This window comes from Paenibacillus sp. GYB003 (assembly GCF_036577625.1).
Taxonomy (GTDB): Bacteria; Bacillota; Bacilli; order Paenibacillales; family NBRC-103111; genus Paenibacillus_AB.
The window spans coordinates 95,440-119,376 of record NZ_JARBDC010000052.1 but is presented as its reverse complement, the minus strand read 5'-3'; the positions used below and the strand labels follow the sequence as shown (position 1 = coordinate 119,376).

21 protein-coding genes and 1 riboswitch are annotated in these 23,937 nt (G+C 59.8%); of the genes, 6 read left to right on the top strand and 15 right to left on the bottom strand.

Going from position 1 to position 23,937, the window contains the following annotated elements; translation table 11 throughout:
* Positions 1-56 precede the first annotated feature (56 nt).
* From PV407_RS17480 to PV407_RS17465, 4 genes are all read right to left on the bottom strand, one after another.
* Positions 57-2,387: a glycosyl hydrolase family 28-related protein gene (locus PV407_RS17480; protein ID WP_332091204.1), complete on the bottom strand. Its 2,331-nt coding sequence runs from the start codon at positions 2,385-2,387 to the stop codon at positions 57-59.
* Positions 2,388-2,448: 61 nt separating this feature from the next.
* A complete protein-coding gene (locus PV407_RS17475) occupies positions 2,449-4,782 on the bottom strand; it encodes a glycosyl hydrolase family 28-related protein (protein WP_332091203.1) in 2,334 nt (777 codons plus the stop codon).
* 318 nt (positions 4,783-5,100) lie between these two features.
* The gene (locus PV407_RS17470; RefSeq protein ID WP_332091202.1) at positions 5,101-5,652 is read right to left on the bottom strand and encodes a class I SAM-dependent methyltransferase; all 552 of its coding nucleotides are present in this window, start codon (positions 5,650-5,652) and stop codon (positions 5,101-5,103) included.
* A 249-nt stretch (positions 5,653-5,901) separates the two neighbouring features.
* A complete protein-coding gene (locus PV407_RS17465) occupies positions 5,902-8,289 on the bottom strand; it encodes a glycosyl hydrolase family 28-related protein (RefSeq protein ID WP_332091201.1) in 2,388 nt (795 codons plus the stop codon).
* Positions 8,290-8,514: 225 nt separating this feature from the next.
* On the opposite strand from PV407_RS17465, the gene PV407_RS17460 reads away from it, so the two are divergent.
* Positions 8,515-8,976: a hypothetical protein gene (locus PV407_RS17460; protein ID WP_332091200.1), complete on the top strand. Its 462-nt coding sequence runs from the start codon at positions 8,515-8,517 to the stop codon at positions 8,974-8,976.
* Between the two features lie 27 nt (positions 8,977-9,003).
* Here the strand turns inward: PV407_RS17460 and PV407_RS17455 are convergent, their stop codons facing one another.
* The 4 genes from PV407_RS17455 to PV407_RS17440 all read right to left on the bottom strand — a co-directional run bounded on the left by PV407_RS17455 (position 9,004) and on the right by PV407_RS17440 (position 12,347).
* Positions 9,004-9,393: a hypothetical protein gene (locus PV407_RS17455; protein ID WP_332091199.1), complete on the bottom strand. Its 390-nt coding sequence runs from the start codon at positions 9,391-9,393 to the stop codon at positions 9,004-9,006.
* A gap of 72 nt (positions 9,394-9,465) precedes the next feature.
* The gene (locus PV407_RS17450) at positions 9,466-10,782 is read right to left on the bottom strand and encodes an MFS transporter (protein ID WP_332091318.1); all 1,317 of its coding nucleotides are present in this window, start codon (positions 10,780-10,782) and stop codon (positions 9,466-9,468) included.
* Between the two features lie 67 nt (positions 10,783-10,849).
* Positions 10,850-11,443, bottom strand: coding sequence for a GNAT family N-acetyltransferase (locus PV407_RS17445; RefSeq protein WP_332091198.1), 594 nt, complete (start codon positions 11,441-11,443; stop codon positions 10,850-10,852).
* A 157-nt stretch (positions 11,444-11,600) separates the two neighbouring features.
* Positions 11,601-12,347, bottom strand: a complete 747-nt coding sequence (locus tag PV407_RS17440) for an SDR family NAD(P)-dependent oxidoreductase (RefSeq protein ID WP_332091197.1) — start codon at positions 12,345-12,347, stop codon at positions 11,601-11,603.
* A gap of 139 nt (positions 12,348-12,486) precedes the next feature.
* On the opposite strand from PV407_RS17440, the gene yiaK reads away from it, so the two are divergent.
* Entirely contained in the window at positions 12,487-13,494 is a 1,008-nt protein-coding gene (gene yiaK, locus PV407_RS17435; protein WP_332091196.1) for a 3-dehydro-L-gulonate 2-dehydrogenase, read from the top strand.
* 23 nt (positions 13,495-13,517) lie between these two features.
* Here the strand turns inward: yiaK and PV407_RS17430 are convergent, their stop codons facing one another.
* From PV407_RS17430 to PV407_RS17415, 4 genes are read right to left on the bottom strand one after another with little or no spacing between them, the layout of a single operon-like run.
* Complete coding sequence (locus PV407_RS17430) at positions 13,518-13,916, bottom strand: hypothetical protein (RefSeq protein ID WP_332091195.1); 399 nt, start codon at positions 13,914-13,916, stop codon at positions 13,518-13,520.
* A 49-nt stretch (positions 13,917-13,965) separates the two neighbouring features.
* Positions 13,966-14,772, bottom strand: a complete 807-nt coding sequence (locus tag PV407_RS17425) for a PP2C family serine/threonine-protein phosphatase (RefSeq protein WP_332091194.1) — start codon at positions 14,770-14,772, stop codon at positions 13,966-13,968.
* A gap of 24 nt (positions 14,773-14,796) precedes the next feature.
* Positions 14,797-15,300 (bottom strand): metallophosphoesterase family protein, encoded by a 504-nt coding sequence (locus PV407_RS17420; protein ID WP_332091193.1) that lies wholly within the window; start codon positions 15,298-15,300, stop codon positions 14,797-14,799.
* A complete protein-coding gene (locus PV407_RS17415) occupies positions 15,297-15,830 on the bottom strand; it encodes a mismatch-specific DNA-glycosylase (RefSeq protein ID WP_442951674.1) in 534 nt (177 codons plus the stop codon). The genes PV407_RS17420 and PV407_RS17415 overlap by 4 nt, the downstream gene beginning before the upstream one ends.
* A 195-nt stretch (positions 15,831-16,025) precedes the next feature.
* Positions 16,026-16,130, top strand: a riboswitch (guanidine-I (ykkC/yxkD leader).
* A 90-nt stretch (positions 16,131-16,220) separates the two neighbouring features.
* Between PV407_RS17415 and PV407_RS17410 the strand changes: the two genes are divergently transcribed.
* Together PV407_RS17410 and PV407_RS17405 are read left to right on the top strand one after the other, a co-directional pair.
* Positions 16,221-16,559, top strand: coding sequence for a DMT family transporter (locus PV407_RS17410; protein WP_332091191.1), 339 nt, complete (start codon positions 16,221-16,223; stop codon positions 16,557-16,559).
* The gene (locus PV407_RS17405) at positions 16,560-16,874 is read left to right on the top strand and encodes a DMT family transporter (protein ID WP_332091190.1); all 315 of its coding nucleotides are present in this window, start codon (positions 16,560-16,562) and stop codon (positions 16,872-16,874) included.
* A gap of 34 nt (positions 16,875-16,908) precedes the next feature.
* Here PV407_RS17405 and PV407_RS17400 read toward each other — a convergent pair whose 3' ends face one another.
* From PV407_RS17400 to PV407_RS17390, 3 genes are all read right to left on the bottom strand, one after another.
* Positions 16,909-17,997 carry a sialidase family protein gene (locus PV407_RS17400; RefSeq protein ID WP_332091189.1) on the bottom strand — a complete coding sequence of 363 codons (1,089 nt, stop codon included), beginning with the start codon at positions 17,995-17,997 and terminating at the stop codon, positions 16,909-16,911.
* An 888-nt stretch (positions 17,998-18,885) separates the two neighbouring features.
* A complete protein-coding gene (locus tag PV407_RS17395; protein ID WP_332091188.1) occupies positions 18,886-20,397 on the bottom strand; it encodes an FAD-dependent oxidoreductase in 1,512 nt (503 codons plus the stop codon).
* Between the two features lie 87 nt (positions 20,398-20,484).
* Positions 20,485-21,672: a DUF2087 domain-containing protein gene (locus PV407_RS17390; RefSeq protein WP_332091187.1), complete on the bottom strand. Its 1,188-nt coding sequence runs from the start codon at positions 21,670-21,672 to the stop codon at positions 20,485-20,487.
* A gap of 157 nt (positions 21,673-21,829) precedes the next feature.
* Here PV407_RS17390 and PV407_RS17385 point away from each other — a divergent pair, with 157 nt between their 5' ends.
* Together PV407_RS17385 and PV407_RS17380 are read left to right on the top strand one after the other, a co-directional pair.
* A complete protein-coding gene (locus PV407_RS17385) occupies positions 21,830-23,230 on the top strand; it encodes a hypothetical protein (RefSeq protein ID WP_332091317.1) in 1,401 nt (466 codons plus the stop codon).
* Between the two features lie 126 nt (positions 23,231-23,356).
* The gene (locus tag PV407_RS17380) at positions 23,357-23,836 is read left to right on the top strand and encodes a tryptophan-rich sensory protein (protein ID WP_332091186.1); all 480 of its coding nucleotides are present in this window, start codon (positions 23,357-23,359) and stop codon (positions 23,834-23,836) included.
* The last annotated feature ends 101 nt before the right edge of the window (positions 23,837-23,937 follow it).

Sequence of the window (23,937 nt, the reverse complement as noted above, 5' to 3'; positions counted from 1 at the left end):
AAGAACGGTTCCGCCGATAACCGGAACCGTTCTCCGCTTGCCGAAACGCGGCGCGCTCAGCTCATGACGCCGTAATTGCGCAAAAGCTGCTTCAGCGAATTGACCTCCGTCTCCAGCTGCGCGAGCGTCGAGCCGCTCGTATCGGCGATGTCCGGCAGCTTGCCGATCGCGCCGAACGGGGCGAACGTAGGCTCGGCGAACGAGACCGCGCTGGCCGCCGGCACGCCGGTCGTCAGGTTGGCGTTCAGCCGCACCTCGTTGCCGGATATGCGGACGATGCGCCTCAGCTGGTTGCCGGTCGCGATGCGAATCCATTGGTCCGGCTTCAACTGCGACGAGTCGGTCACCGTGACGTACGGCTTGCCCGCTTCGCCCGTCGCCGTAACGCCGGAGAGCGTCCCCGCCGTTCCCGTGCCGGTTACTTTATACCCGGCCGGCGACTGTCCGGCGGTCACCGCAAGTCCCGCATACAGAACGATTTCTCCTTGATTGAACGTCCCCGATTCGGGCGGGAACGAGGCGGACGTTTTGACGAGCGGCAAGTCGGTCGAAACCGAAGGACTCACGCTGAACCAAAGCCCGCCCTGCTTCGAGGAAATCAAATTGTTCGTTACGGACACGCCGGTAAACGTTCCGTCGAAGTCGTTCACCCGAATCGAAAACAGCCCTTGGGCGTTATCGAACGTATCCGTAATGAAATTGCCGGAAATGTCCGCGCCGTTTACCGTCGACCGGAGCAGGATGGCCGCCCGGTACAGCTCGCTCGATGCCGGATAATGACCCGCATTGACGATCATGTTGCCGGTAATTTTAATGTTGGTCGAGACCCCGACCTTATTGTTCGCGCCAAACCGAATGCCGGTCACCGGCGCATTTTTGATTAAATTGTTGCTGACGAGAACGTTCGTGTAATTGCTCGATTTGTAAAAACCGATTCCGTAAGCCCCTTCGTTCAAAGTCGACCGCCGCGTCAATTCTTCCTGAAATACGATCGTGTTTCCGGATATCGTAATATTCTCGTAATCGCCCGTATCCTCGGAGCTTCCCGCCGTCGAAATGCCGCTCGTCAAGTTCCGCAAATGGACGGTATTGATCAAATGGATCGTATTGTTCGAAATGACGACGTTTTTGATCGGATGGGTCTTTCTCGGCCCGAACTGGATGCCTTGATTCGCATTGGAAATCGTATTGTTCGTCACGGTCATATCGCAGTGGTCGCCGCTCGTTTCGCTCGCCTGCAGGTTGATGCCCGTATAGTAGCCGTCCGAGACGTTATTCGAAATGACGCTCGTGCCCGCATGCGTTTCGATCGCCCCTCTCGCTTTTTGCCCCGGAGCCGCGTAAAACAAACAGTTGGAGACGGTATGGCTGCGGCCGTTCAAATAGATTGCCGAATTGTCGTAATTGCCGTCGCCTTTGGCCATGACGAAATGGAACCGGCAGTTCGTGATCGTCGCGTTTTTCGCGTTAACGTTGTTCAGCGTGATCGTGTTTTTGCCGCAGGTCGGATCGAAGACGACGTTGTCGACTATGATGTTTTCGTAATTGTACAGCCCGATGACGAACTGCCAGTAGTAGGAATCGGTTCTCGTCGAGTCGATGTTGCACGTCTGGTTCCCTTGCGGGTTTTGGTCGACGCGAAAATTGGAGATGCGAACGTTTTTGACCGGTATGCTGGAATTGTTGTTGCCGAAAATCATCCCGTAGTCGCCCGCGTTGTCTTTCACTTTGATGACCGAGCTCGTCCCTTCCCCGAGCAGATGGACGTCGTTGCGCAAATTGATGCGAACGCTCCCCGACGGCGAGACGATGTATGTCCCTTTCGGAAAAAAGACGGTGCCTCCGCCGTACGCCGAAGCGGCGTCGATCGTCTTCTGGATGACGGCCATATCGTCCGTCACGCCGTCGCCTTTCGCGCCGAACCCTTTCACGTTGAAGTACGGCGATTCCAGCAGTCGCTTGAAGCGGGCGCCGGATGCGGTTACGAGAACGGTACCGGTATTGTCCGACGAAGTCGTATCGGCCGGATCGTACAGGAAATGGCCTTCCTGACCTTTATCGGTAATCAAGTAGACGTAGTCCAAATACGGATCGGTCATCGCTCGCAGCTCGGCGATCGTCGTCGCGACGACAAAATCCAGGTCCAGCAAATCTTTCAGCTTCGGATCCGATCCGCCGTAAACGCTGCCCGTTACGCTGCCGGGATCTTTCTCCTTGGCGCTTCCGTTCATCGCGCCGGCCAATAAGGCGGCCGCCCCCGCCATCGCCGCGGAGGCGAGCAGCTTGCGGCGGCTGATCGCGGCTTTGTCCGCGCCGCCGGGTCGCAAAGCTTCCTCCCGGTCAATGGGGCTTATGATTGGTTTCGTTTCGTTCGTCGGGTTTGCCATTTCGAGTTCCCCTTTCATTCTTCGATATCGAGGGTTGGAACAACCGGTTGACGGCGATTCCTCAAGTCATGATTCCGTAGTCGCGCATAAGCTGCTTCATCAAGTTGACTTCGTTCTCCAATTGGCCGAGCGTCGAGCCGCTCGTATTGGCAATGCCCGGCAGCTTCCCGACCGTGCCGAACGGAACGAACGTCGGAGCGGCGAACGAAACCGGACTGGCCGTCGGTACGTCGACGGTCAAATTGGCGTTCAGCCGCACTTGGTTGCCGGAAATGCGGACGATTCGCCTCAGCTGGTTGCCCGTCTGGATGCGGATCCATTGCTCCGGCTTCAGTTGGGACGAGTCGTTCACCGTAATCGTCGGCGTTTGGATCGAGCCCGTCGCCGTCACGCCGACAAGCGTGCCCGCCGTACCGGTAGCCGTTACTTTGAAGCCCGCGGGCGATTGGCCGGACGTAACCGAAAGCCCCGTATACATGACGATTTCGCCTTGAATGTACGTTCCGGACGCGGGCGGCGAAGTCGCGGACGCTTTGACGGGCGGCGGATCGGTCGTTACGCTCGGACTTACGCTGAACCAAAGCCCGCCCTGCTTGGCGGCGATAAAGTTGTTCGTCACCGAAACGTTTATAAACGTTCCGTCGAAATCGTTTACCCGGATCGAAAACAGCCCCTGCGCGTTATCGAACGTATCCGAAACGAAATTGCCGGAAACGACCGCGCCGCTCACCGTCGACCGAAGCAGGATGCCGCAGCGGTACAGCTCGCTCGGGGACGGATAATGACCCGCATTGATAATCGCGTTGCCCGTGATTTGGATATTCCGCGAAGCGCCTGCTTTGCTGTTGCTGCCGATCCGGATGCCCGAGACGGGAGCGTTGCGGATCATGTTGCCGCTGATGACGACGTTCGTTACGTCGTTTTCTTTGACAAGGCCGATCCCGTAAGCGGACTCGTTCAAGCTGGACCGGTACGCGAGCTCTTCCTGGAAAACGATCGTATTGCCGGTTATCGTTATGTTTTCGAACGCTCCGGTTTCCGCAGGTCCGCCTGCGCTCGATATGCCGGTCGTCGTATTGCGCAGGTGAACCGTATTGGCCAGATGGATCGTATTGCCGCTGATCGTTACGTTTTTCAGCGGGTTCGCGTTCATGGGCCACAGCTGGATGCCTTGGTTCGCGTTGCTGAACGTATTGCCCGTGACCGTAATATCGGCATGCGCGGTCGATGCGCCGTTCGCCTGGACGTTGACGCCGGTGTAATAGCCGTCGCTGACGTTGTTCGATACGACGCTTTGCCCGCCGTGCGTTTCGATGGCGCCTCTCGCTTTTTGTCCCGGTGCGGCGTAAAACAGGCAGTTCGACACCGTATGGTTTTGACCGTTCAAATAAACCGCGGAATTGTCGTATTCGGGATGTCCGTTCGCCTTGACGAAGTGGAACCGGCAGTTCGTAATCGTCGCCTTTTTGCCCTGCTCGTTGTTCAGCGTAATCGTGTTGACCCCGCAGGTCGGATCGAACGCGACGTTGTCGATGACGATGTTCTCGTAATTGTACAGCGCGACGACGAATTGCCAATAATTGCTGTCGTTCGTACGGTTCGGGTCGATGTTGCACGTCAAATTGTTTTGCGGATTTTGGTCGATGCGGAGATTGGATATGCGGACGTTTTGGAGCGGGACGCCCGAGTTGGACGAGCCGAAAATCATGCCGTAGTCGCCGGCGTTGTTTTTCACTTTGATGATCGTGCCGGCTCCTTCGCCGAGCAGATCGACGTTGCTGCGCAAATTGATTTTAAAGCCGCCGGAAGGCGCCACGATGTACGTTCCTTCCGGAAAAAACGCCGTCCCCCCGCCGAACGCGCTAGCCGTATCGATCGCTTTCTGGATGGCCGCCGTATCGTCGGTCGATCCGTCGCCTTTCGCACCGAACCATTTGACGCTCCAATACGGCGATTCGAGCATCCGTTTGAATCGGGCGCCCGAGGCGGTAAGGAGTACCGTACCTGTATTGTCCGCCGACGTCGTATCGTTCGGATCGTAAGCGAAATGGCCTTCCTGCCCTTTGTCGGTTATCAAATAAACGGTGTCGAGCCCGGGGGCGGTCATCGCCCGCAGCTCCGCGACCGTTACGGCGACCACGCAATCGGCTGCCGCCAGCCCGTCCGTCGCGGCCCCTTCCCCGTCGACGCCGCCGTAAACGGAGCTGCCGACCGGCTGCCTGACCAGCCCGTTCGCGCCGCCGACCGCGCCGGATAAAAGCGCCGCCGCTCCGGCCATCCCCGCCGAGACGAGCAGCTTCCTGCGGCTGATCGACGTTCCATCCGTCTTTTCCTCCTTCCTGCGGGGTTCTTCTGCAGCGGCGTCCGTCTTGCCCGATCGATGCCGGACATCCATGATCGATCCCTCCTTCCGATTTCGGGGACGCTCGGCCAGATCGGCATCCCCCTCGTTCCCCGCGCCCGCAGCCGACACCATGTAACCGTTTACATCGGGCGTTACGTCCATCATAACTCGCCCGCGCGCCGAAAGCTTTGGAACTTTTTCCGCTCTTTTTGTCATCCGACTCGTATTATCGTTCAGTCCGTTTGTACTTTTGTCCATTCCGGTACCGCCAACAAAAAAGCTCCGGAAACGAATCGTTTCGGGAGCTTCTTCGCTTTTTGGCGCATTGACGCGGCGCCGGGACGGAGGCGGCGGCAGGGACGGCGGCCGTCATACCGACTTTTTGCATTTGAATACCCAGGCCGGCGGGACGTTCATCCATGTATACTCGGTTTCGAACGTCGGAAAATACGCCTGAAACTTTTTTTTCAGCAGCAGCGTGTACTGAAACGCCACGAACGTGCCGTCGGGGGCGAGCGCATCGCGAATCGTGCGGAACAGCATCTGCTGCAAGTCGTCGGAAAAGTTGGCGAACGGCAGCCCCGATACGATCAGATCGAACGGCCGCCCCGTTTCTTGGACGACTTCGTTCAAACGAAGCGCGTCGTCCAGTATCGGCAGATGCGGATATCGAAGCCTCAAATTGTCGCGAAACGCATCGTTTTTTTCGAACAGCACGAACCGGCTCGTCTCGCAACGCCGCTCCTCGATATGCCGGGTAAAGACGCCGGTACCCGGCCCGAGCTCGGCAATGTGCCCGATGTCGCGCCACGGAATCGTGGGCGGCAGCATTTTGCGCGCCAAAAAGCTCGAGCTCGGGATGACGCTGCCTACTTGAGCGGTATTCGACAAAAATTCGCCGAGAAACGAAACCTTTTTCATCCGACACCTGCTTTCTCGTCTGCAAATAAGGTTGGGCGGACGTGCCGTCGATCGGCGCAACGTCGGGAACGGTCGAACGAAGCTTGCTAACGCTTTCAAAATCGACGCCTTCCCGTAACGCACATCGTTCGCACGGATTCAACCCCGGATCGTTTCTTATTCGCCCTTCCCCTCTCCAATCCCTCCTTGAAGAGTCAACATTTCGGCAATCGCACTTAGGATCCCGGAGCATCAAATTCGGGCCGCCGCTTACGCATTCAGCAGCCCGTAATCGCGCAGCGCCTGTTTAAGCTTGTTCAGCTCGGCTTCCAGCTGCCCGACCGCCAGGCCCGACGTATCGGCGAGCGCGGGCAGCCGGCCGATCCGGCCGAACGTTTCGTACGTCGGCGCGGTATAGGCGACGGGGCTCGGGCTGGAAACGGCTGCGGACAGCGGCGCGTTGACGCGCAGCTCGTTGCCGGCGATCCGGACGATACGGCGAATTTGCGCGCCGGCGTCGATGCGGATCCATTGGCCGACTTTCAGGCCCGACGAATCGCTCACCGCGACCTTGTACGTACCGGCCGTGCCGGTCGCCGTTACGCCCGTTAACGTTCCGAACGTGCCGCCGGTCAATATGCGGTACCCCGCGGGCGAGGTTCCCGGCGAGAACGAAGCGCCGACGACGAGCACGACCGTCCCTGCCTGGTACGTCGTCCCCGATCCGAGCAGCGGGTCGTCGATATATTTGTCCGTAAACTTCAAATGCTTGTCGGCCTCGTCCGTCCGAATCGAAGCGTGCAAATCGAGCCAAAGTCCGCCCTGCTTCGACGAAATGAGGTTGTCCGTCACCTCGACGTCCGTGTACGTTCCGTCGGCCGCGTTGAGCCTGATCGAATACAGCCCGCGCGACGTGTCGTACGTTTCGCTGATCGTATTGCCGGCGATCTTCGCCCGGACGACGTTCGACCGGAGCAAAATCGCCGCCTTGTACGCTTCGTTCGCGGCCGGATAATGGCCCGCGTTGACGATGACGTTGCCGGTAATGCGCAAATCGGACATCGTTCCGACTTTTTTCGTATTGCCGATATGGATCGCGGCGATCGGCGCGTTTTTAATGATGTTGTTGCTGATGACGACGTTTTTGACGTCCGTCTCCCGGACGAAGCCGATGCCGTAGCAAAATCCTTCCAGCAGATTCGCCCGCTTTCCGAATTCCTCCTCGCACGTGATCGTGTTGCCTGTAATCGTAATGTTTTCGAACATACCCGTATGGTCCGTGGGCAAGTAGCCGGGAAACGCGCCGATGCCGACCATCATGTCGCGCTGCTTTTGGGCGTTCGCCAAGCTGATCGTGTTGCCGGACACCGTAACGTTTTTCAGCGAATGCTCCTTGAACGGCCAAAACTGGATCGCATGTACGGCGTTCGTGAACGTGTTGCCCGCAATCGTCATATCGGCGTGTTCGCCGCTCGTCTCGCTCGCCTGAATATGTACGCCGGTTACGTACCCGTCCGTCACGTTGTTCGACACGACGCTTTGGCCCGCATGCGTCTCGATCGCGCCGATCGCTTTCTCCCCGGGAGCGGCATAAAACCGGCAATTCGTGACGGTGTGCGACTTCCCGTTCATGTACACGGCCGAATTGTCGTAGCCGTCAAACCCTCGCGCATGGACGAAGCGGAACGAACAGTCGCGGACGACGGCGTTTTTCGACTGGGCGTTGTTCAGTACGACGGTGTTCCAGCCGCAGATCGGATCGAACGTGCAATCGGATACGACGATGTTTTCGTAATCGAACAGGCTGATGCAAAATTGCGTCCAGTAAAAGTCCGTCCGACGGTGGTCGATGTTGCACGTCGTATTGCCGCTCGGATTTTGGTCGAAGCGCAGGCCGCGGATCGAAACGTTGCTTACTTTCGGCCACGTCTGGAAATTGCCGATGATCGTCCAGTAGTCGCCCGCGTCGTCTTTTACTCTGATGACGGAATTCGGACCTTCGCCGAGCAGATGAACGTTGCTTTTCGGGACGATGCGGCGCGTTTGCATGGAAGGCGAGACGATATACGTGCCTTTCGGAAAAAATACCGTCCCTCCGCCGAGCGCGTACACGACATCGATCGCCGACTGGATGACGTCCATGTCGTCCGTGACGCCGTCGCCTTTTGCCCCGAACCATTTGACGCTGTACCGGTCGTTTTCGACGATGCGTTTGAACCGCGCGCCGGACGTCGAGACGAGCACGAGACCGGCGTTGTCGGCCGACGCCGTATCGGCGGGATCGTAGTAAAAATGGCCCTCCCGGCCGGGATCGACGACGAAATAGATCGCGTCCGGACAAGGCGCCGTATTCGAGCGCAGCTCCGCGATCGTCGTTTTGACGAAATCGCCGGCCGGCATGTTCGGGTTGCCGCAGCTCCCGTATACGGCGTCCGCGACGTCGCGGCCTCCTTTTTCCGCGGCCGCCGACGAGCTCGCGGCGCCGTATGCGACCGCGGCCGCTCCGGCGGCGCCAATTGCGGCGAGCAGCTTGCGTCGCGTCCATTTTTGCTCGGCCAGCCGATCCGGGTCCGGCCGAAACGTTTCCGTCCGCCGCTTCGCTTCCGTACGTTCCGCCGTCTCCCTTCGTTGCGGTTCGATGTAACCTGCGTTTTCCATCGTCCAAGATCCTCCTTTTGATGCAATCGCTTTCAAAACTGCTTGTTTATATTGTATAGCGCTTACAATCGGATGGCTTTGGATGCGGAATCGCGTTTTTTGCACTTGCGGGTGCAACATCGTACGCGTTTTTTGCACTCCGGTACGGGAAAAGCGCCGCGGCCGCAACATTTGCCGCCGCAATTCCGTCATCTATGCGAACGCATACGATATCGGGGGGATACGATGAAAACGTGGACGATAGGGATTATTTTGGCGGGCGTCCTCCTGCTCGCCTCCGGCTGCGGAGCGCGTGCGGGCGCCGGCAAATCCGCCCCGCCGGACGATGCCGCCAAAGCGGAGCTTGCCGGCTACGTAGCCGCGGTCGCGGGAAAAACGCCGGAATTTCAGGCCGACCGCTCGATCGCCGAATGGTCGCCCGAAGGACGCGCCATCATACGCGAATTGCTGGACGGCGTGCTGCCGACGCTCGCGGTGACCGGCAAGCTGCCCGCCGAGACGAAGACGGATTGGGCGCATGTGTACGCCCGATATTCGGACGATTTCACGCTGTATGTTCCGGTGAAATCGCGGCATCCCGAGCAGCGGATCGTCGCCCGCATGAACGGCGCCTGGTATTCGCTGTCCGCGGACGGGAAGCAGGTCGCCCGGCTTCTCGATTGGGCTTCCACCCAATCGATCCTTTAATCTTCGACAGCAGCGGCGGAATTCGGCTTATCGGCGGAGCTTCCATAGCCAGCGCGCCAATTCGGCGATCAACCCGATCGCGATGCCGAACGCCGCCGCCTCCGCGAAAGCCAAAACGCCGGCGAGGTCTTCCCAGCCGTCCATATTTCTGTTCGCATAGACGAACATCAGGACGACGCCGACGACGATGCCCGCCGTCGTAAACAAGTAGGCCAAACGGCCGCCGAGCCAGCCGAGCCCGTTCGCCGCGGCGGCGAGACCGAACGACAAGACGGCGAACCGCAGCAGCAATTCGCCGTCGAACGGCTTGCCTAGCGCGACGAAACGGTTCAGGGCGATCAAGGCCGACAGCGCGGCCCCGTATACCAGAAACTGCCAAAGCCAGCCGGCGCTTTTGGCGCGAGGCGTTAAGCGCATAACCGATTCGCTCCTTTCGCATACCGCACATTGAAGCAGCTCATTCAGCCGGGCCAACGCCATGTCGTCCGCTTAGGCGGTCCGCTCGCTCCGGCCGGCCGCCTGCGCCGAACGGATGAACAGACACGAGACGAAGGCGAGCAGCGACATCCAAAACCCGTATTGCAGCAGCTGATGAATGCCGGTCATCGTATCCGCCGCCTTGGTCAAAAACGCGCCCATCAGCGTCGTCCCGACCGCGGTGCCGATATTGCGGGCGAAAAACTGCATCGACGTGGAAATTCCTTTTCGGTGCGGCTCGACGAGCTCCTGCGCGCCGATCGTCGTCACCGTAAAGATGAGGCCGTACGCCAGCCCCTGCACGAACATGAGCGTGAAGGCGTGCCAAAAGCCGCTCCCCGCATTCAGCAGAACGGCGCCGACGCCGCAGACGATCAGCAGCGCGTTACCGATTACGAGCAGCCGGCGGTAGCCGTACCGGATGACCCATTTCCCGGCCGGCACGGACACGAGCATCCAGCCGACCGCCTGGCCGAGCAGCGGCAAGCCGCTGACGAACAGCCCGTAGCCCCTCACCTCCTGCATGAACAGCGGAATATAGCTGGACGTGCCGAACAAAGAGGCGCAGGCGAGAAACGTATTGCCGATCATCCAGGCGACGTTCCGATTGCGGAACAGCGACAACGGAATGAGCGGCGACTCGTGCCGGCGTTCGTATGCGATAAACGCCGCCAGCAGGGCGATGCCGCCCGCCGCGTACAGCACGAATCCGCGATCGACGATCGTAAGCAGCAGCAGCAGGCTGACGCTGGCGGAAAACAGGGCCGCTCCCCATACGTCGACGGCCGCCCGCTTCGGCGAGTACGCTTCCTTGTACGGAATGAGCAGCAGCACGGCGGCGATGCAAACCGGAATGTTGACGTAAAAAATCCACCGCCAGCTGGCGTATTCGACGAACACCGCGCCGAGCAGCGGCGCAAGCACGGCCGAAATGCCCCACATGGCGGAAAACAGCGCCTGCACCGTGCCGCGCTTCTCGACCGGCAGCAGGTCTCCGGCGATAATGGCCGGAAACGGGTTCATCATGCCGGCCCCGACTCCTTGCACGGCGCGAAACAGCACGAGCTGCAGCATCGTTTGCGCCCAGCCGCACAGCAGCGATCCGAGCAAAAAGACGAGCATGCCGGCGGCGAACACCTTTTTCCGGCCGAACATGTCGGACAGCCTTCCCGCGATCGGCGTCAGCACCGTCGATGTGATCATATAGGCGACGAAGCTCCAGGCGTACAGCTCGAAGCCGCCCAATTCTTTGACGATATGCGGCACCGTCGTATTCATGATCGTCGAATCGATCGACGAGACGAGAACGGCGAGCACGATGCTCGCCATGACAAACCATTTGCCGGTCGTGCTTCGGCTTTGCCTTTCGGTCACGCGCAATCCCCTCCCGGCCGCTTCAAACCGACTTGCCGAGCAGCGACTCGATCAGCTTCCAGCCTCGATCGCATTCCGGCTTCCGGTAAACGGGCTCGAACCCGTAGTTCAAGTACATGCCTACCGCCTTGTAGCTTGTCGTTTGCGTAGTCAAGTACGCGTCCTCGTGAAACTGCGCCATCGTGCGCAGCGCCGCGGACAACAGCGGCTTGGCCAATCTTTTCCCCTGATGCTCCGGCACGACCGCAACCCAATGAATGCGGCCCGACGTACGCCCGTCCCAATCGCCGTACCAGGCCGTCGTCGTTCCGACCGGTACGCCTGCGGCGTCGGTCAAAAATAAGCAGCGTTTTTCCATCTGCTCGGGTTTGCCGCCGAATTCGTTCCGGAAATGCCGCAGCGCGTCGTCCTCCGTCTTGAACTCGCCGGCCGCATGCTCGATTCGCGCCCAATGCGCGTCTTCGCCGGCGGCGAAGCTGCGGATCGAATAGCCGTCCGGCAGCGGAGCGTCGGGAATTTGCAGCAAATTCGGTCGCCGCATGAACAGCTCGACGTAAGGAATCGCCGTCTGTTCCGCCCTGTCGGGGGACTGTCGATCATAGTGCATCTCGTTCATTCGCGGTCTCCTTTCGCTGCGCCAATACTGGCAGATAGCTTCCATTTTCCACGATCCGGCCGGTCTTTTCAACCCTTGTTTTGGCCGCTGGGCACGGCGGCATGCCAAAAGCCGTTCCGTCGCGGAGTCTCGTCTCTCGACGAACGGCTTCGCGTCGTCACTCGTATATCATTTTGCGCGTCATGCCGCCGTCGACGACCAGATGGGCGCCGGTTACGAAGTCGTTCGCCGGATCGGTAAAATACCGGCACGCCCTGGCGATATCGTCCGGCTTGCCGACGCGTCCGGCCGGGTGCTGGGCATGGTCCTCGGCGCGCAGCGACTCGTAGTCGCCGGTCTCGATCCAGCCCGGGCTGACGCAGTTGACGCGGATGCGATCCGGCCCGAGCGAGACGGCCAGCGCATGCGTCAGCGCGACGAGGCCGCCTTTCGACGCGGCGTACGCTTCCGAATTCGGCTCGGACATAAGCGCCCGCGTCGAGGCGATGTTGACGATCGCGCCGCCGTCCGGATTGAGCCGCATCGCCTTGGCCGCTTCCTTCGCGCACAAAAACGCGCCGCGTAAGTTCGTATGGAGCACGTCGTCCCAATCGTCCGCCGTCAGCTCGTATATCGGCTTGAAGCGGGACACTCCGGCGTTGTTGATCAACGCATGGACCGTGCCGAACGCGTTCACCGTCTCGCGGACGAGAGCCGCGATATCGGCCTCGCTGCGGACGTCCGTCCGGACGAACAGCGCCGAACCGCCCGCGGCGCGAATGGCGGCCGCCTGCCGCTCTCCCGCTTCGGCGTTCCGTTCCGCAACGACGACATGGGCGCCGCGGGTGGCGTAATCGCTCGATACGGCTTTCCCGATCCCGCCGCCGGCTCCGGTGACGATGACGACCCGGTTCGAATATTCCATCCTCTTTTCCGACCTTTCCGCTACGAAATAGAAGGCAATTTGGTATACTGGGTCTATCGGCTGCCCGCAAAAACGCGGCAACCGGCCACCCTGCGATCGACGGTCGCCTACCGCCCAAAAACAAGGAGCTGAAATTGTCATGAGAATACCATTCGAGCAAATGTTCGAACGATTCCGGTCCGTCCTGCTGAAACACGGCTTCCGGGCCGACCGGGCCGAGATGTGCGCGAGGCTGTTCGCCGAAACAAGCCGCGACGGCGTCTACTCCCACGGCTTGAACCGATTCCCCGTCTTCATCGATTACATCCGCAAAGGCTACGTCCGGGTCGACGCCGAGCCGGTTATATCGGAACGGATGGGCGCGATCGAGCGGTGGGACGGCCGGTCCGGCCCCGGCAATTTGAACGCCCATTTCTCGATGAGCCGCGCGATCGAGCTGGCGCGCCAATACGGGATCGGCTGCGTGGCGATCCGCAACACGAACCATTGGATGCGCGCGGGCAGCTATGGCTGGCTTGCGGCCGAGGCGGGCTGCGTCGGCATTTGCTGGACGAACACGATTCCGAACATGCCGCCGTGGGGCGCCAAAGAGAGCAAAATCGGCAACAATCCGATCGTATTCGCCGTTCCCCGCACGGACGGATCGCCGATCGTGCTGGACGTCGCGATGTCGCAGTTTTCGTACGGCAAAATGAGCATTCACGCCGCGAGCGGCGAACCGCTGCCCGTTCCCGGGGGATTCGACGCCGACGGCAATCCGACGCGGGACGCCTCGGCCATCCTGGCCACGAGACGGTCGATGCCGATCGGGTTTTGGAAAGGCTCGGGCCTATCGTTCATGCTCGATGCGATCGTCACGCTGCTGTCCGGCGGCAACTCGTCCATGGACATGGGCAAGCTCGGCGCCGAGCGCGATTTGTCTCAGGTGTTCATCGCCGTCGATGCGGCCAGGCTGCCGGATCGGGACGAGCTGGGGCGCAAAATCGCCGATATGATCGACGATCTGCATGCGGCCGCCCCCGATGAGAACGGCGGCAAGGCACGCTACCCCGGCGAAGAAACGATGCGCGTCCGCGAGCGGAACTTGCGGGACGGCATACCGGTCGACGAATCGATTTGGCGCGCCGTGCTGGAGCTCGACGCCTGACCCGAAGCAGCCGCGCCGATCCGCTATGCGTCGAACGAGACGTCCCAACGGCCGAGCTGCCCGATCGCTTTCATCAGCTCGTGCCGGATCGGGATGACGAAGCGCATCGCGCCGAGCTGGAACAAGCCGCTTCGATTATGGATCGTTACCTGCTTCGCGAAAACGTTGTAGTGCGGCGTCCCGTCGCCGGCTTGGACGACCTCGTGTCCGCTGCTCTGCTTGCTGACGAAACGGAGCTGCGTAAACCCTTTCGTTTCGAATGGGGTAATGCTCACAATATCTTCGAGATTCATGTAGTAGTTAACGTGCGGCTTGTGAAGCACCACTTCTTTCGTCGAGACGGTAATGCCGAAGTTCGTCTTCTTGTGCGACAGCTTCAGCTCCCCGGCGAGCGGCTTCAGCTTGATGAAATCGGGACTCACGTCGTAACGCCTCCTCTCCCGGTTCGATAACGCCCGTCTCGATGCGGGCTTACCACGACAACAAGACGGCGGAGCGGTCGTCGGGATTCAGCCTCTTCGCCCGCTCGGCCGCTTCGACGCGCTCGACGTACGGCTCGAAGCCGTCGTTCACGATTTGCTCCATCGTCGCCTCGAGCGGAAGGTCGGGATGAAACATGCCGTCCGAGACGAGCAGCAAATGCGTAAGCCCCTTCGTCTCGACGACGCCGGCCTGAATATGGTCCGCCGCCTCGTCCGTCCCGTTGGCGACGCCGTACCCTTCCGGCGAATTGGCCATGTGCGCCCGGTTATAGACGAGCTTCGGATACAGCTCGTCGAAATGGCTTTCGTCCTCGACCGGCAATCCGTTTTCGCGGTCTCGCGCCCGTTTCGCCTTTGCTCTCGCGCTGACCCCGACGACGCGGTTTTCCGTCAGCACGACGATACGCCCGTCTTCGTAGCGGGCGACGGCCATGCAATCGCCGAGCTGGGCGAACGAGACGGAGTCCCCGTCGACACGGGCGACCGCGATGCACGACGCCCACAGCTCGTGCTTGACGTTCAAATCGATTCCGTTTCGCAGCATCGCCTGTCTCAGCTCCCGGTTGGCGGCGATCACTTCGTCCTTCAGGCTTGCGCGGCCGTCCGACCGTTCCAAATACGCCCTGAGCGTATTCGAGGCGAGATAGGCTCCGTTATGACCGTTCTCGTCACGGTAGCCGGTTATCGGAGTGACCCCGTCCATAACGCCGTACAGACGAGCTTTTTCGTTCAGGACGATCGCGTCCTCGCCTTCTTTTTTTTGGGGACTCGGTTTCGAATAATGCCGGATTTGCATGATGAACGTTCCTTTCTCTCTCTTCTAGGATCGATTTGAAAAAAAACGGTGCTCGGCTTCGAAGGAGCCGCCGCGAATCGTGACGATCCCGTACGAATAGCGGGGCTGCCTCCTTTTGTCCGTCGGCGATCCGGGGTTGAACAAGACGGTCGGGCCTTCCCGTTCCAGCAGCGGAATGTGCGAATGGCCGAATACGATCAAGTCCGGCCGCTCGTCCGCGAAAGCGAGACGCGCGCGTTCGGGCGTCGACCGGCCCTTCCCCGTATGTCCGTGAACGATGCCGATGCGTACGCCGCCCAGCTCGACCGTCGTTTTCCAGCCGAAGCGGCGTACGATCTCATCGCCGTCTCCGTTTCCGGCAACGCCGTAAACCGGCGCGATCGCGGACAGCTCCTCATATACGTCCAGCGTCAGCCAGTCGCCGGCGTGGACGATGGCGTCCGCCCGGCAAATTCCTTCGATCAGCTCCCGCGGCAGCCCCCGCGATTTTCCGGGTACATGCGTATCGGATACGACCCCTACGATCATGAATGCACCTCCGTTTCATCCGTATTGGGCCGAACGTAAGGGGTCAGCCGCCGAAAAATGTCGGTGATTTGCTCCACGCTCATGCGAACGAGTCCGCTCGACGACGGAGCGACGAACTCGACGACGCCCCGTACGAGCGGCTGCGGCTGCTCGCCCCAATCGATCCCCGTTTTCCCGCTGTATTGCCCGTAGACGCCTTTACCGACGAAGCAGGCGACTTTCGGCCGGTACGTTTGAATCGTTTCCATCAAGCGGAGCCGGCCCGCCCTATACTCTTCCTTCGTGATTTCCGCAGCCGTTCTCGTCGGCCGGGAGACGATATTGGTAAAGCCGTACCCGAGCTTCAGCAGCTCGCCGTCTTCCTCGGGCTTGTATTTGCGGGGCGTCAAGCCGGCGCCGTGGATGATCGTCCAGAACCGGTTATGCGGATTCGCGTAATGGTGCCCGGTTTCTCCGGAACGGACGCTCGGATTGAAGCCGATGAACAATATCGCCAAACCGTAATCGAGATGATCCGGAATCGGATTCACGGGCTTCATCCTCCTTTCGCCTGCGGCTTGCGCCGGAATGTCATATCATTATACCATATTGACAAAATGAAAAGGACCCTTTCGGGTCCCTATGTGACAAAGAACGTTAACTTGCCGCGCCTGCAGCCGGACAACCATGTCAAGGGAACAAACGTTCCCTTGACACTAATTCGCCCATAACGTAACATGTACGATGCTACTGTTTTCTAGGGTTCCGCGATCGCGATCGATCGGTCTGGTCCGAGAGAAAACGCGCAGATCCGATTTCTGCGGACACGGAGGGATAAAAGCCCGGGAGGATATCGCCAGATGATATCTGCCGGGCTTTTTTGCGTCTGTTAATGCGTACCGGATTTGCCAATACTATCGTGAAAAGAGGTGTTACGACGCATGAATCGCAATTGGACGCTCGTTTTCGTCGCCGGTTTGTTCGAAATCGCTTGGGTCAGCGGCTTGAAGCACGCGAACGGCGTTTGGTCGTGGCTGGGCACGGTCGCCGCGATCCTGATCAGCATGGACTTGCTCATCCGGGCGTCGAAACGCCTGCCCGTCGGGACGACTTACGCCGTATTTACCGGGATCGGCACGGCCGGCACCGTTTTAATCGAAATGGTCGTATTCGGGGAACCGTTCAAAATCGCCAAGCTGCTTCTTATTTTGCTGCTGCTCGCCGGCGTCATCGGCCTGAAAGTCGTGACGGGCGAACAAGGCTCGAAGGAGGTGCGTTAAATGGACTGGCTTGCGCTTGTATTGGCCGGCTGCTTCGAGGTCGTCGGCGTATCGGGCATTAACCGGGTCAACCGGTCCAAAAGCTTCGCTTCGTTCGCGATTTTGTTCGGCGGCTTCACGCTCAGCTTATTGCTGCTTTCGTACGCGATGAATACGATTTCGATGGGAACCGCCTACGCGGTATGGACCGGTATCGGCACGGTCGGCAGCGCTCTGCTCGGCATGTTCGCTTACGGCGAATCGAAAGACTGGCGGAGACTGCTGTTTATCGCCATGGTGCTTTGCGCCGCCGTCGGCCTTAAGCTGATGGTGTAGCGTTTAGCCGCTTCAATCGACCTTGTCCGCGATATTACGCATACAGCTCCGAAATGGCAATTTTGCGAATTTTTAATCGGGCGAGACAAATACCGTCCTCCGCTTCGCCCGCGCAGTACGCGAGCAGAACGGCATCTCCGGCGAAATGGATGGCGACGTAGCAGCAGCCGTTGCCGTCCTCCTCCCGCTCCACGGCGAAGTGGCGCTCCCACGTCTTCCCTTCGTCCTTGCTGATCGCCCCGATGAGCGGCGTCCGGCCCCAGCTGTGCTTCTCGAGCCGGCGGGTGTTGTAGGCCGGTATCGGGTTCCAAACGGCAAGCAAAGCGCCGGTGCCCGGGTCCCGCTTCATCGACAGCGGGGAGCACGGCGACGTGAACTTCGACGGAGCCGGCCGGCTCCACGTCTCGCCGCCGTCGTGGGAAAACACCTCGTATTGGCAGCCGAGGTCGGTTCGCGCCCATCCCCACAGCGCTCCGTTCGCCAGCTCGATCACGCCGGGCTCCTGCATGTCGCTGCGCGAATTCGGCGCGCCGATCGAACAAAAATTTCTCGCTTCCCGCCACGTATAACCGTCGTCGTCGGATAAAAAAAAGTACGCGATCGCCCGCCCGTCGAACGAGCCCCATTCCGTTTCGCTGCTTGCCTTCATCCGGTGATAACCGGCCGGAACGACGAGCCGGCCCGAAGACAAACGGACGACGCGGTCGTTGTTCGTCACGTAATATCCCCGGCCCGGCACGCAGCAGATCGGCTCGCCCCATGTCGCTCCTTCGTCGGACGACCTGCGCAGGTGCAGCCGCGTATCGTGCCAGCCGTAACGTACGATGTAAAACAGGCCGATGTCGCCGTTTCCGAGGCGCAGCAGCGATACGCTCATAATGTTGAGCGCGTCGTGGTCCTCGGGTCTCGCGATGATCGAATCGCCGGACCACGTCTCGCCGCCGTCGGCCGAATACCGGGCCGCGATGGACGCCTTCGCGTCGTCGTTCGCCGACTTTCCGGCGAAACGGCTGTACGCGAACAGCAGCCGCCCGTCCTTCAATTCGACGAAGGCGCCTTCGCTGTTGCGCGGATTGTTGTCGCCCGGCCGCAAATCGAGCACGATTTTCCCTTTTTGGATCATCCGAATGCACCTCTCCAATTTCATTCATATGTATTATGGTATGACCATGCTAGAACCGCTACTATTACAGTATACGATCGTTCCGAAACAATCAACGTTTTTTTCAAATTTTTGTTCGGCCAAGTCGTTGCTAAGAAACACGTCTATCGACGTATTACGAGGGTGAGCGTAAACAGCGGCTTCCGAAACGTAACGACGCCACGGCGCTTATTTCGCGAAAATCGGCCGTTTTCCAATCGTAACGGACACCATCTGCGCTTATTTGCTCCGAACCGCCGTCCAAAAGGGGGTTTTTCGCCAATTAGCCGCGCCTGTGTCCGTTAGAAAAAAATAAGCTGAAATGAGGCTCATTAGCGGCCGCCATGTCCGTTAGAAAACTTGGAACTTGGGCCCGTACCGCCGCCGCCCCATGCTCCCCACCGCTCCAACTCCCGACGACGCCGGCGCAGGTCATTCGAGCCGCTATCGCCGTTTCCCGCCGCCGGCAGCGGGAAATCCGCTCCGGCTTCGGCGCTTAAGCGAAGGTCGGGACGGGCGGTCTTTTCTGCGCAAACCGAACCTTTTTGCACGCCGAAACGGCAGCGGAGCGGGGAACGAGATGGAAAAGTTCCCGCTAGTTTCGGTCGATTCCCGTTTCCGGGCAAAACAACGGGAAAACGTCCCGCTAATGTCGTCCAAACCGCGCTTTTCGCCGATACTACGTCATTTTACCTGGAGCTTTTCCATATACTTCGACACGACCTCTGTAGGAGAGCGAATTAACAGGAGGTTTTCCGGTTCGTTCGGTATTCGATTCAACCACACGGTAGGATCTGGATAGGAACCCGAAAAGAAATATAATTCTTTACTTTGAAAAGCCGCCGGTCGAATCGACCGGCGGCTCCCGTATTAAGGCAAAACGAGCTTGCCCGCGTTAAACTGGCGAACCTGCTCGTCGGACAAGTTCGCGATTTTGTTTTTCGCCTTCACTCCGCTGACGCGAATGTCGTATTTCTTCTGAACGTACTGCTGCAGCTCCTTCATTTCCTTCTCCGTTACTTCCGTCAGCAGCCGCTCCGGCCCCGTTCTGGCCATCATGATGCCGATCACTTCCCCGGCCAGCGACGTATTCGGCTGTATGCGCGCGCTGCCGTAAGCGACGGCCGAGGCGCCGACGTTTTTGCCGGCAACGAATACGTTCGCGTACCCTTTCGGGATAAAGGAGCGAAGCGGCATGCCGTACTTGTCCGGAACGCCTTTCCGTTCCCCCCACGTATGCTCCTTCGTCCCCTGGAGATCGATCGGGTAGCCGGCGATGCTGACGTTATCCCAATACATGGCGCCGCTCATCAGATCGCTGGCCTGCAGCACGTATTCGGTTTCGTACCGGTCGAAGTCGCGAATGTACAAATAGTTCGGATAGCCGTTCGGCTCGGCGCGCTCCCAGCCCGGCAGCTCCTGCCGAAGATGCGGCAAGATGCGGTCGGTTTCCCGCTTGCCGTTCTCGATCGCCTTCCGCACGCTTTCCGGGTCGGACGGATCGACGTCGTACAGCAGCAGCGCGTTGATGAGCACGTCGCCGTCGCGCTGGTTGATCGTGTTCAGCCCGCGCAAAAAAACGTCCGGCGAGCTCGGCTTGTATCGGGCTCCGACGTTGCCGAGCCCCCACGTGAACGTATCGGTGACCGTCGTTTCCGAGCCGAACTTCTCCTCGCGCTCCTTTTTGCTCAGCTTCCCGATTTCGCTTTGGAATTTGTTCCAGTCGACGCCCTTGAACTTCATCATGATCGACGCCGCCATATAATCTTTCGGCTTCGTGCCGCCGAACACCGTCTCGATGCCGGGAATCCGCTTCAAGCCGAGCCGGCTCGTCAAGGCGGCGAAATCGGTATTGTCCACGTAATAGCGGGCGGTCACCGTCTTCGTGCTCCCGTCCTTCGTCCGGTACGTAATCGAGCGGACGGCCTGCTTGTCCGAGCCGGATCGCTTCTCGAGCGCCACGTCCGTGATCGCGATTCCGGATTCGATCGGGATGCCTTCGACAAGCTTGTCGAAATAGTCGCGAAATTCGCCGCTTTTGCGGATCGCCCCTTTTTTGTAGGCGTCGAACAGCTGCTTGACCCGTCCTTGCAGCAGCGACTTGCCGCCGTCGGCGGACGGCTCGTCCAAATATTGCATCTCGCCCTGAATCAGCTGTCCGCCGGGCTGCTCCCGCGGATCGATGACGACGACCGAAAGCCCTTCGTCCTTTGCCGCCCGGGCCAAATACATGCCTTCGATTTCCGAGCCCACGACGACGACGTCGGGCTTCGTCGGGTCGGCGGGCGGGCTCGTCCTCGCCTGCCCGTTTTTGTCCTCGCAAGCGGACAGCACGCCCAAAGCGATGGCGAGCAAAACCGTTCCAAGCGCAATCCGTTTCATAAATCCCCCTTCGAAAGCGTTCTCCATTCCATTAGACGAAACCGGAACAAAAAGGTTTCACTGCCGAACAGGCTGAAAAAGCCCCGATCATTCGTCGGAGCTTTTCGCCTTCGCCGTTTCCTTGTTATAGCCGCGATCGCCGTACGGCCGCAGCTGATCCAGATAGCGGCGCTCCATCTCCTTCAGCCTTTCCCTCCGCTCCTTCGGCTTCGCGCCGGGCTCGGGCTCGTACGTCTCCAATATGTCGAAGGCGAACTGCTCCTCGCCGTATTCGTTCCAATCGTTCAGCAGCTCCCGATTGCCGTCGTAGCCGGTTTGCAGGGCGAAGCGGAGCCGGTTCCAGGCGCCGCGCAAATTGTTCGCGGATTCGATCAGCATTTTGCCGTTCGCCTTGTTCAGCAGACGGAACACGCCGGCTTGTCCTTCGCCGACCGCCTCCGTCTTCCGCTTCGCTTCCCGGCCGCTCTCCCGTTCCCGCCCGGACTTCGGTCCGCCCGCGGGCCGCTCCTTCAACCAATATTCGCTGCCGTCGTCTTTGCGGTCCATAAAGCCGAAGTCGACCAAGTAACGGCGAATCGTCACATAATCGTGGTAAACCGCTTCGATCGCATCGTTCACTTCTTTTTCCGTATACCGGCGGCCCGGCTCGAACAAGCCGGCGATTTGGTCCAAGATGACGAGCTTTCGTTTCTCTTTGCGCGGAAACTCGGTCAATGGACCGCCCGGACCGTCCGGGAAATATTTGCGCAAAATGTGTTCCCGCTCCAATTCGCCGATCGAATCCGTCTCGCGCGCGTCTCCGTCCGATTCGCGGATGCCGGCGAATTTCGGTTTTCCGTCTTTTTTATCGCGCTTGTCGCGCAGCAGTTCCATCAGCACGACGAACAGCTTCGCCTGCTTCTCCTTCTCCCGCAGCAGGAACCGGTGGTTGCGGATCGTCGAGGCGCTCCCCCCGTTCAATGCGGTCACGATATCCCGGTCGCTGACCCCGTCGTAAAACATGCGAAGCAGCTGCTTCTGCAAGTCCGACAAACCGGTCAGCTTCTTGTCCAGCTGCAGCAAATAGTCGAACATGGAGCCGTGTTCGTCCGCAACGTGAAGGGCGGTCCGTTTCTCGGCTTCGTAAAATTTCGGACCGAGCGGATACACGGCCCCTTTCTCGAACCGTTCCCCGCAAACGAGGCAGACGTAGCAGTCCGTCCCCTCATCGTACGCATATCCCCGCTTCAATTCGTCCAAGCCGGCGTCCCAAAACCGGTCGAATTTATCGTTCATAAACGAATTCACCTTCTGTCTATTCATTAATAGACATATTATCATTACGTTTCTCCGAAGTCAATGAAACGCCATCCTTCCGCGGCAAACACGCGGGCGACAGCCCGTGCATACACTGTTAGCACGAATGTATCCCCTCTGTCTGGAGGTGCGCATGATGGACGTCATCCTTTTGCCGCTGCATTGGGTTTACCTGACATTCGTCCTGCTCATTATCGGTTTCATGGTGATGCGCCGCGACACGACCGTCGTTTGCGTCGCGGGCATCGTAGCGTTGGGCTTGCTAGCGACGCATTCGGTCAGCGAATCGGTCGGCGGCGTCTTTACCGGCTTCATTTATGCGATCAAGGAATTGATCGGCACCATTCTCGTCATTTCGCTCATCGTGGCGCTGAGCAAACTGCTGATCGCAACGGGAATCCACGAGACGATGATTTCGCCGGTCGCGCGGCTGATCCGTTCCCCTGCGCTCGCGTTCTGGGTCATCGGCATCGTGATGATGGTCATTTCCTGGTTTTTCTGGCCGTCGCCGGCCGTCGCCCTCGTCGGCGCCGTGCTGCTGCCCGTCGCGCTGCGCGCCGGACTGCCCGCGCTCGGCGTAGCCGTGGCGATGAACTTGTTCGGGCACGGCATCGCGCTGTCCGGCGACTTCGTCATTCAAGGCGCGCCGAAGCTGACCGCCGACGCCGCCGGCATCCCGGTGGCCGACGTCATCTCGGCCAGCGTTCCGCTCGTGGCCGTCATGGGCGTCGTGACGACGGCCGTCGCTTACTGGTATATGCGCCGCGATATGAAATCGGGAGCCTTGACCGGCGATACCGGCAAAATGGCGGCCCCTCCCGCTCAAACGGAACAGGCGTCCGCCGTTTCGCTCTCGCGCCCGGTCAAGCTAACGGCGGCGGTCGCCATCCCGCTCCTGTTCGCGCTCGACATCGTCGCCATGTTCCGCCTGAACCTGCAGGGCGGAGACGCGACCGCCCTCATCGGCGGTACCGCCATGCTCATCATGATCGCTCTTTCTTTCGCGGCGCATCGGAATACCGGCTTGGAAAAAACGACCTCGTATTTGATCGAAGGCTTCTTGTTCGGCTTTAAAGTGTTCGGACCGGTCATCCCGATCGCCGCCTTTTTTTATTTGGGCGACTCGGCGTTCGCCGACATTTTCGGCAAAGCGCTTCCGGAAGGGTCGCACGGCATCGTCAACGACCTCGGCCTGGCTCTGGCGCATACGGTGCCGATCAACACCGGCGTCAGCGCGGTCACCTTGACGGCGGTCGGCGCCATCACCGGCCTCGACGGCTCGGGCTTCTCCGGCATCTCGCTGGCCGGCTCGATCGCGCACTTGTTCGCTGCCGCGATCGGCTCCGGCATCGCCACGCTGACGGCGCTCGGCCAAATCGCCGCGATCTGGGTCGGCGGCGGCACGATCGTGCCGTGGGCGCTCATTCCGGCCGCCGCCATATGCGGCGTCGATCCGTTCGAGCTGGCCAGGCGCAATTTGAAGCCGGTCGTTATCGGCTTGATCGTCACGACGATCGTCGCCATGTTTTTGATATAGTCCGCTCGGGCGAAAACGAGCGGCTCCGGACCGATCCGGGGCCGCTTCGATTTTTTTCGTCGTCATATCGATGGAAGACAGGCGTATGATGTAAAAAAGCGAAAGTTGCCCGAAGGAGGAATTTCGATGTGGCATTCGGCCATCGTATGGTTGGTGACGATCGGTTTATACGCATTGTCCGTCCTGCTTTGGCCGGCCGACCGGTCCTGGTACGCCGGGCTGGACAAACCTGCCTGGACGCCTCCGGCCGGTTGGAGCATCGCCGTTTGGGGCGTCGTCTACGCGGCCGTTGCGGCGGCCGTTACGATCGTTTACAGCCGATCGGACGCGTTCCAGGACATCGCGCCGGCCTGGTTGACGGCGCTTGCGGTCAATTACGGCTGCAGCCAATTGTCCCGCTATTTCGAATGCAAGCAAAAAAAGCTGTTTCCCGGCTTTATCGCCAGCTTCGCCGTCGCCGCCTCCGCCTGCTGGCTCGCGGTGGAAACGGTCCAATATTCCAAGCTTGCGGCTTGGCTGATTATGCCTTACCTGGTGTGGAGCTGTTTTCAAACGCTGCTTCCCTGGTCGATTTTTATACTGAACCGCGACAACGCCGAGGCCTAAGCCGAACGTCTGTCGAATACCGCTCTCCGCCTTTTTGCCCGAAGCCGGCGGCACTCAGCGTCCTGCCGCCGATCGCGCCGATCGCGTCAGCCTTCAGCAGG

Coding starts and splice junctions, on each gene's coding strand:
- PV407_RS17480 (WP_332091204.1), bottom strand. CDS start 2,387: ATGGCAAACCCGACGAACGAAACGAAACCAATCATAAGCCCCATTGAC.
- PV407_RS17475 (WP_332091203.1), bottom strand. CDS start 4,782: ATGGATGTCCGGCATCGATCGGGCAAGACGGACGCCGCTGCAGAAGAA.
- PV407_RS17470 (WP_332091202.1), bottom strand. CDS start 5,652: ATGAAAAAGGTTTCGTTTCTCGGCGAATTTTTGTCGAATACCGCTCAA.
- PV407_RS17465 (WP_332091201.1), bottom strand. CDS start 8,289: ATGGAAAACGCAGGTTACATCGAACCGCAACGAAGGGAGACGGCGGAA.
- PV407_RS17460 (WP_332091200.1), top strand. CDS start 8,515: ATGAAAACGTGGACGATAGGGATTATTTTGGCGGGCGTCCTCCTGCTC.
- PV407_RS17455 (WP_332091199.1), bottom strand. CDS start 9,393: ATGCGCTTAACGCCTCGCGCCAAAAGCGCCGGCTGGCTTTGGCAGTTT.
- PV407_RS17450 (WP_332091318.1), bottom strand. CDS start 10,782: ATGGCGAGCATCGTGCTCGCCGTTCTCGTCTCGTCGATCGATTCGACG.
- PV407_RS17445 (WP_332091198.1), bottom strand. CDS start 11,443: ATGAACGAGATGCACTATGATCGACAGTCCCCCGACAGGGCGGAACAG.
- PV407_RS17440 (WP_332091197.1), bottom strand. CDS start 12,347: ATGGAATATTCGAACCGGGTCGTCATCGTCACCGGAGCCGGCGGCGGG.
- yiaK (WP_332091196.1), top strand. CDS start 12,487: ATGAGAATACCATTCGAGCAAATGTTCGAACGATTCCGGTCCGTCCTG.
- PV407_RS17425 (WP_332091194.1), bottom strand. CDS start 14,772: ATGCAAATCCGGCATTATTCGAAACCGAGTCCCCAAAAAAAAGAAGGC.
- PV407_RS17420 (WP_332091193.1), bottom strand. CDS start 15,300: ATGATCGTAGGGGTCGTATCCGATACGCATGTACCCGGAAAATCGCGG.
- PV407_RS17410 (WP_332091191.1), top strand. CDS start 16,221: ATGAATCGCAATTGGACGCTCGTTTTCGTCGCCGGTTTGTTCGAAATC.
- PV407_RS17405 (WP_332091190.1), top strand. CDS start 16,560: ATGGACTGGCTTGCGCTTGTATTGGCCGGCTGCTTCGAGGTCGTCGGC.
- PV407_RS17400 (WP_332091189.1), bottom strand. CDS start 17,997: ATGATCCAAAAAGGGAAAATCGTGCTCGATTTGCGGCCGGGCGACAAC.
- PV407_RS17395 (WP_332091188.1), bottom strand. CDS start 20,397: ATGAAACGGATTGCGCTTGGAACGGTTTTGCTCGCCATCGCTTTGGGC.
- PV407_RS17390 (WP_332091187.1), bottom strand. CDS start 21,672: ATGAACGATAAATTCGACCGGTTTTGGGACGCCGGCTTGGACGAATTG.
- PV407_RS17385 (WP_332091317.1), top strand. CDS start 21,830: ATGGACGTCATCCTTTTGCCGCTGCATTGGGTTTACCTGACATTCGTC.
- PV407_RS17380 (WP_332091186.1), top strand. CDS start 23,357: ATGTGGCATTCGGCCATCGTATGGTTGGTGACGATCGGTTTATACGCA.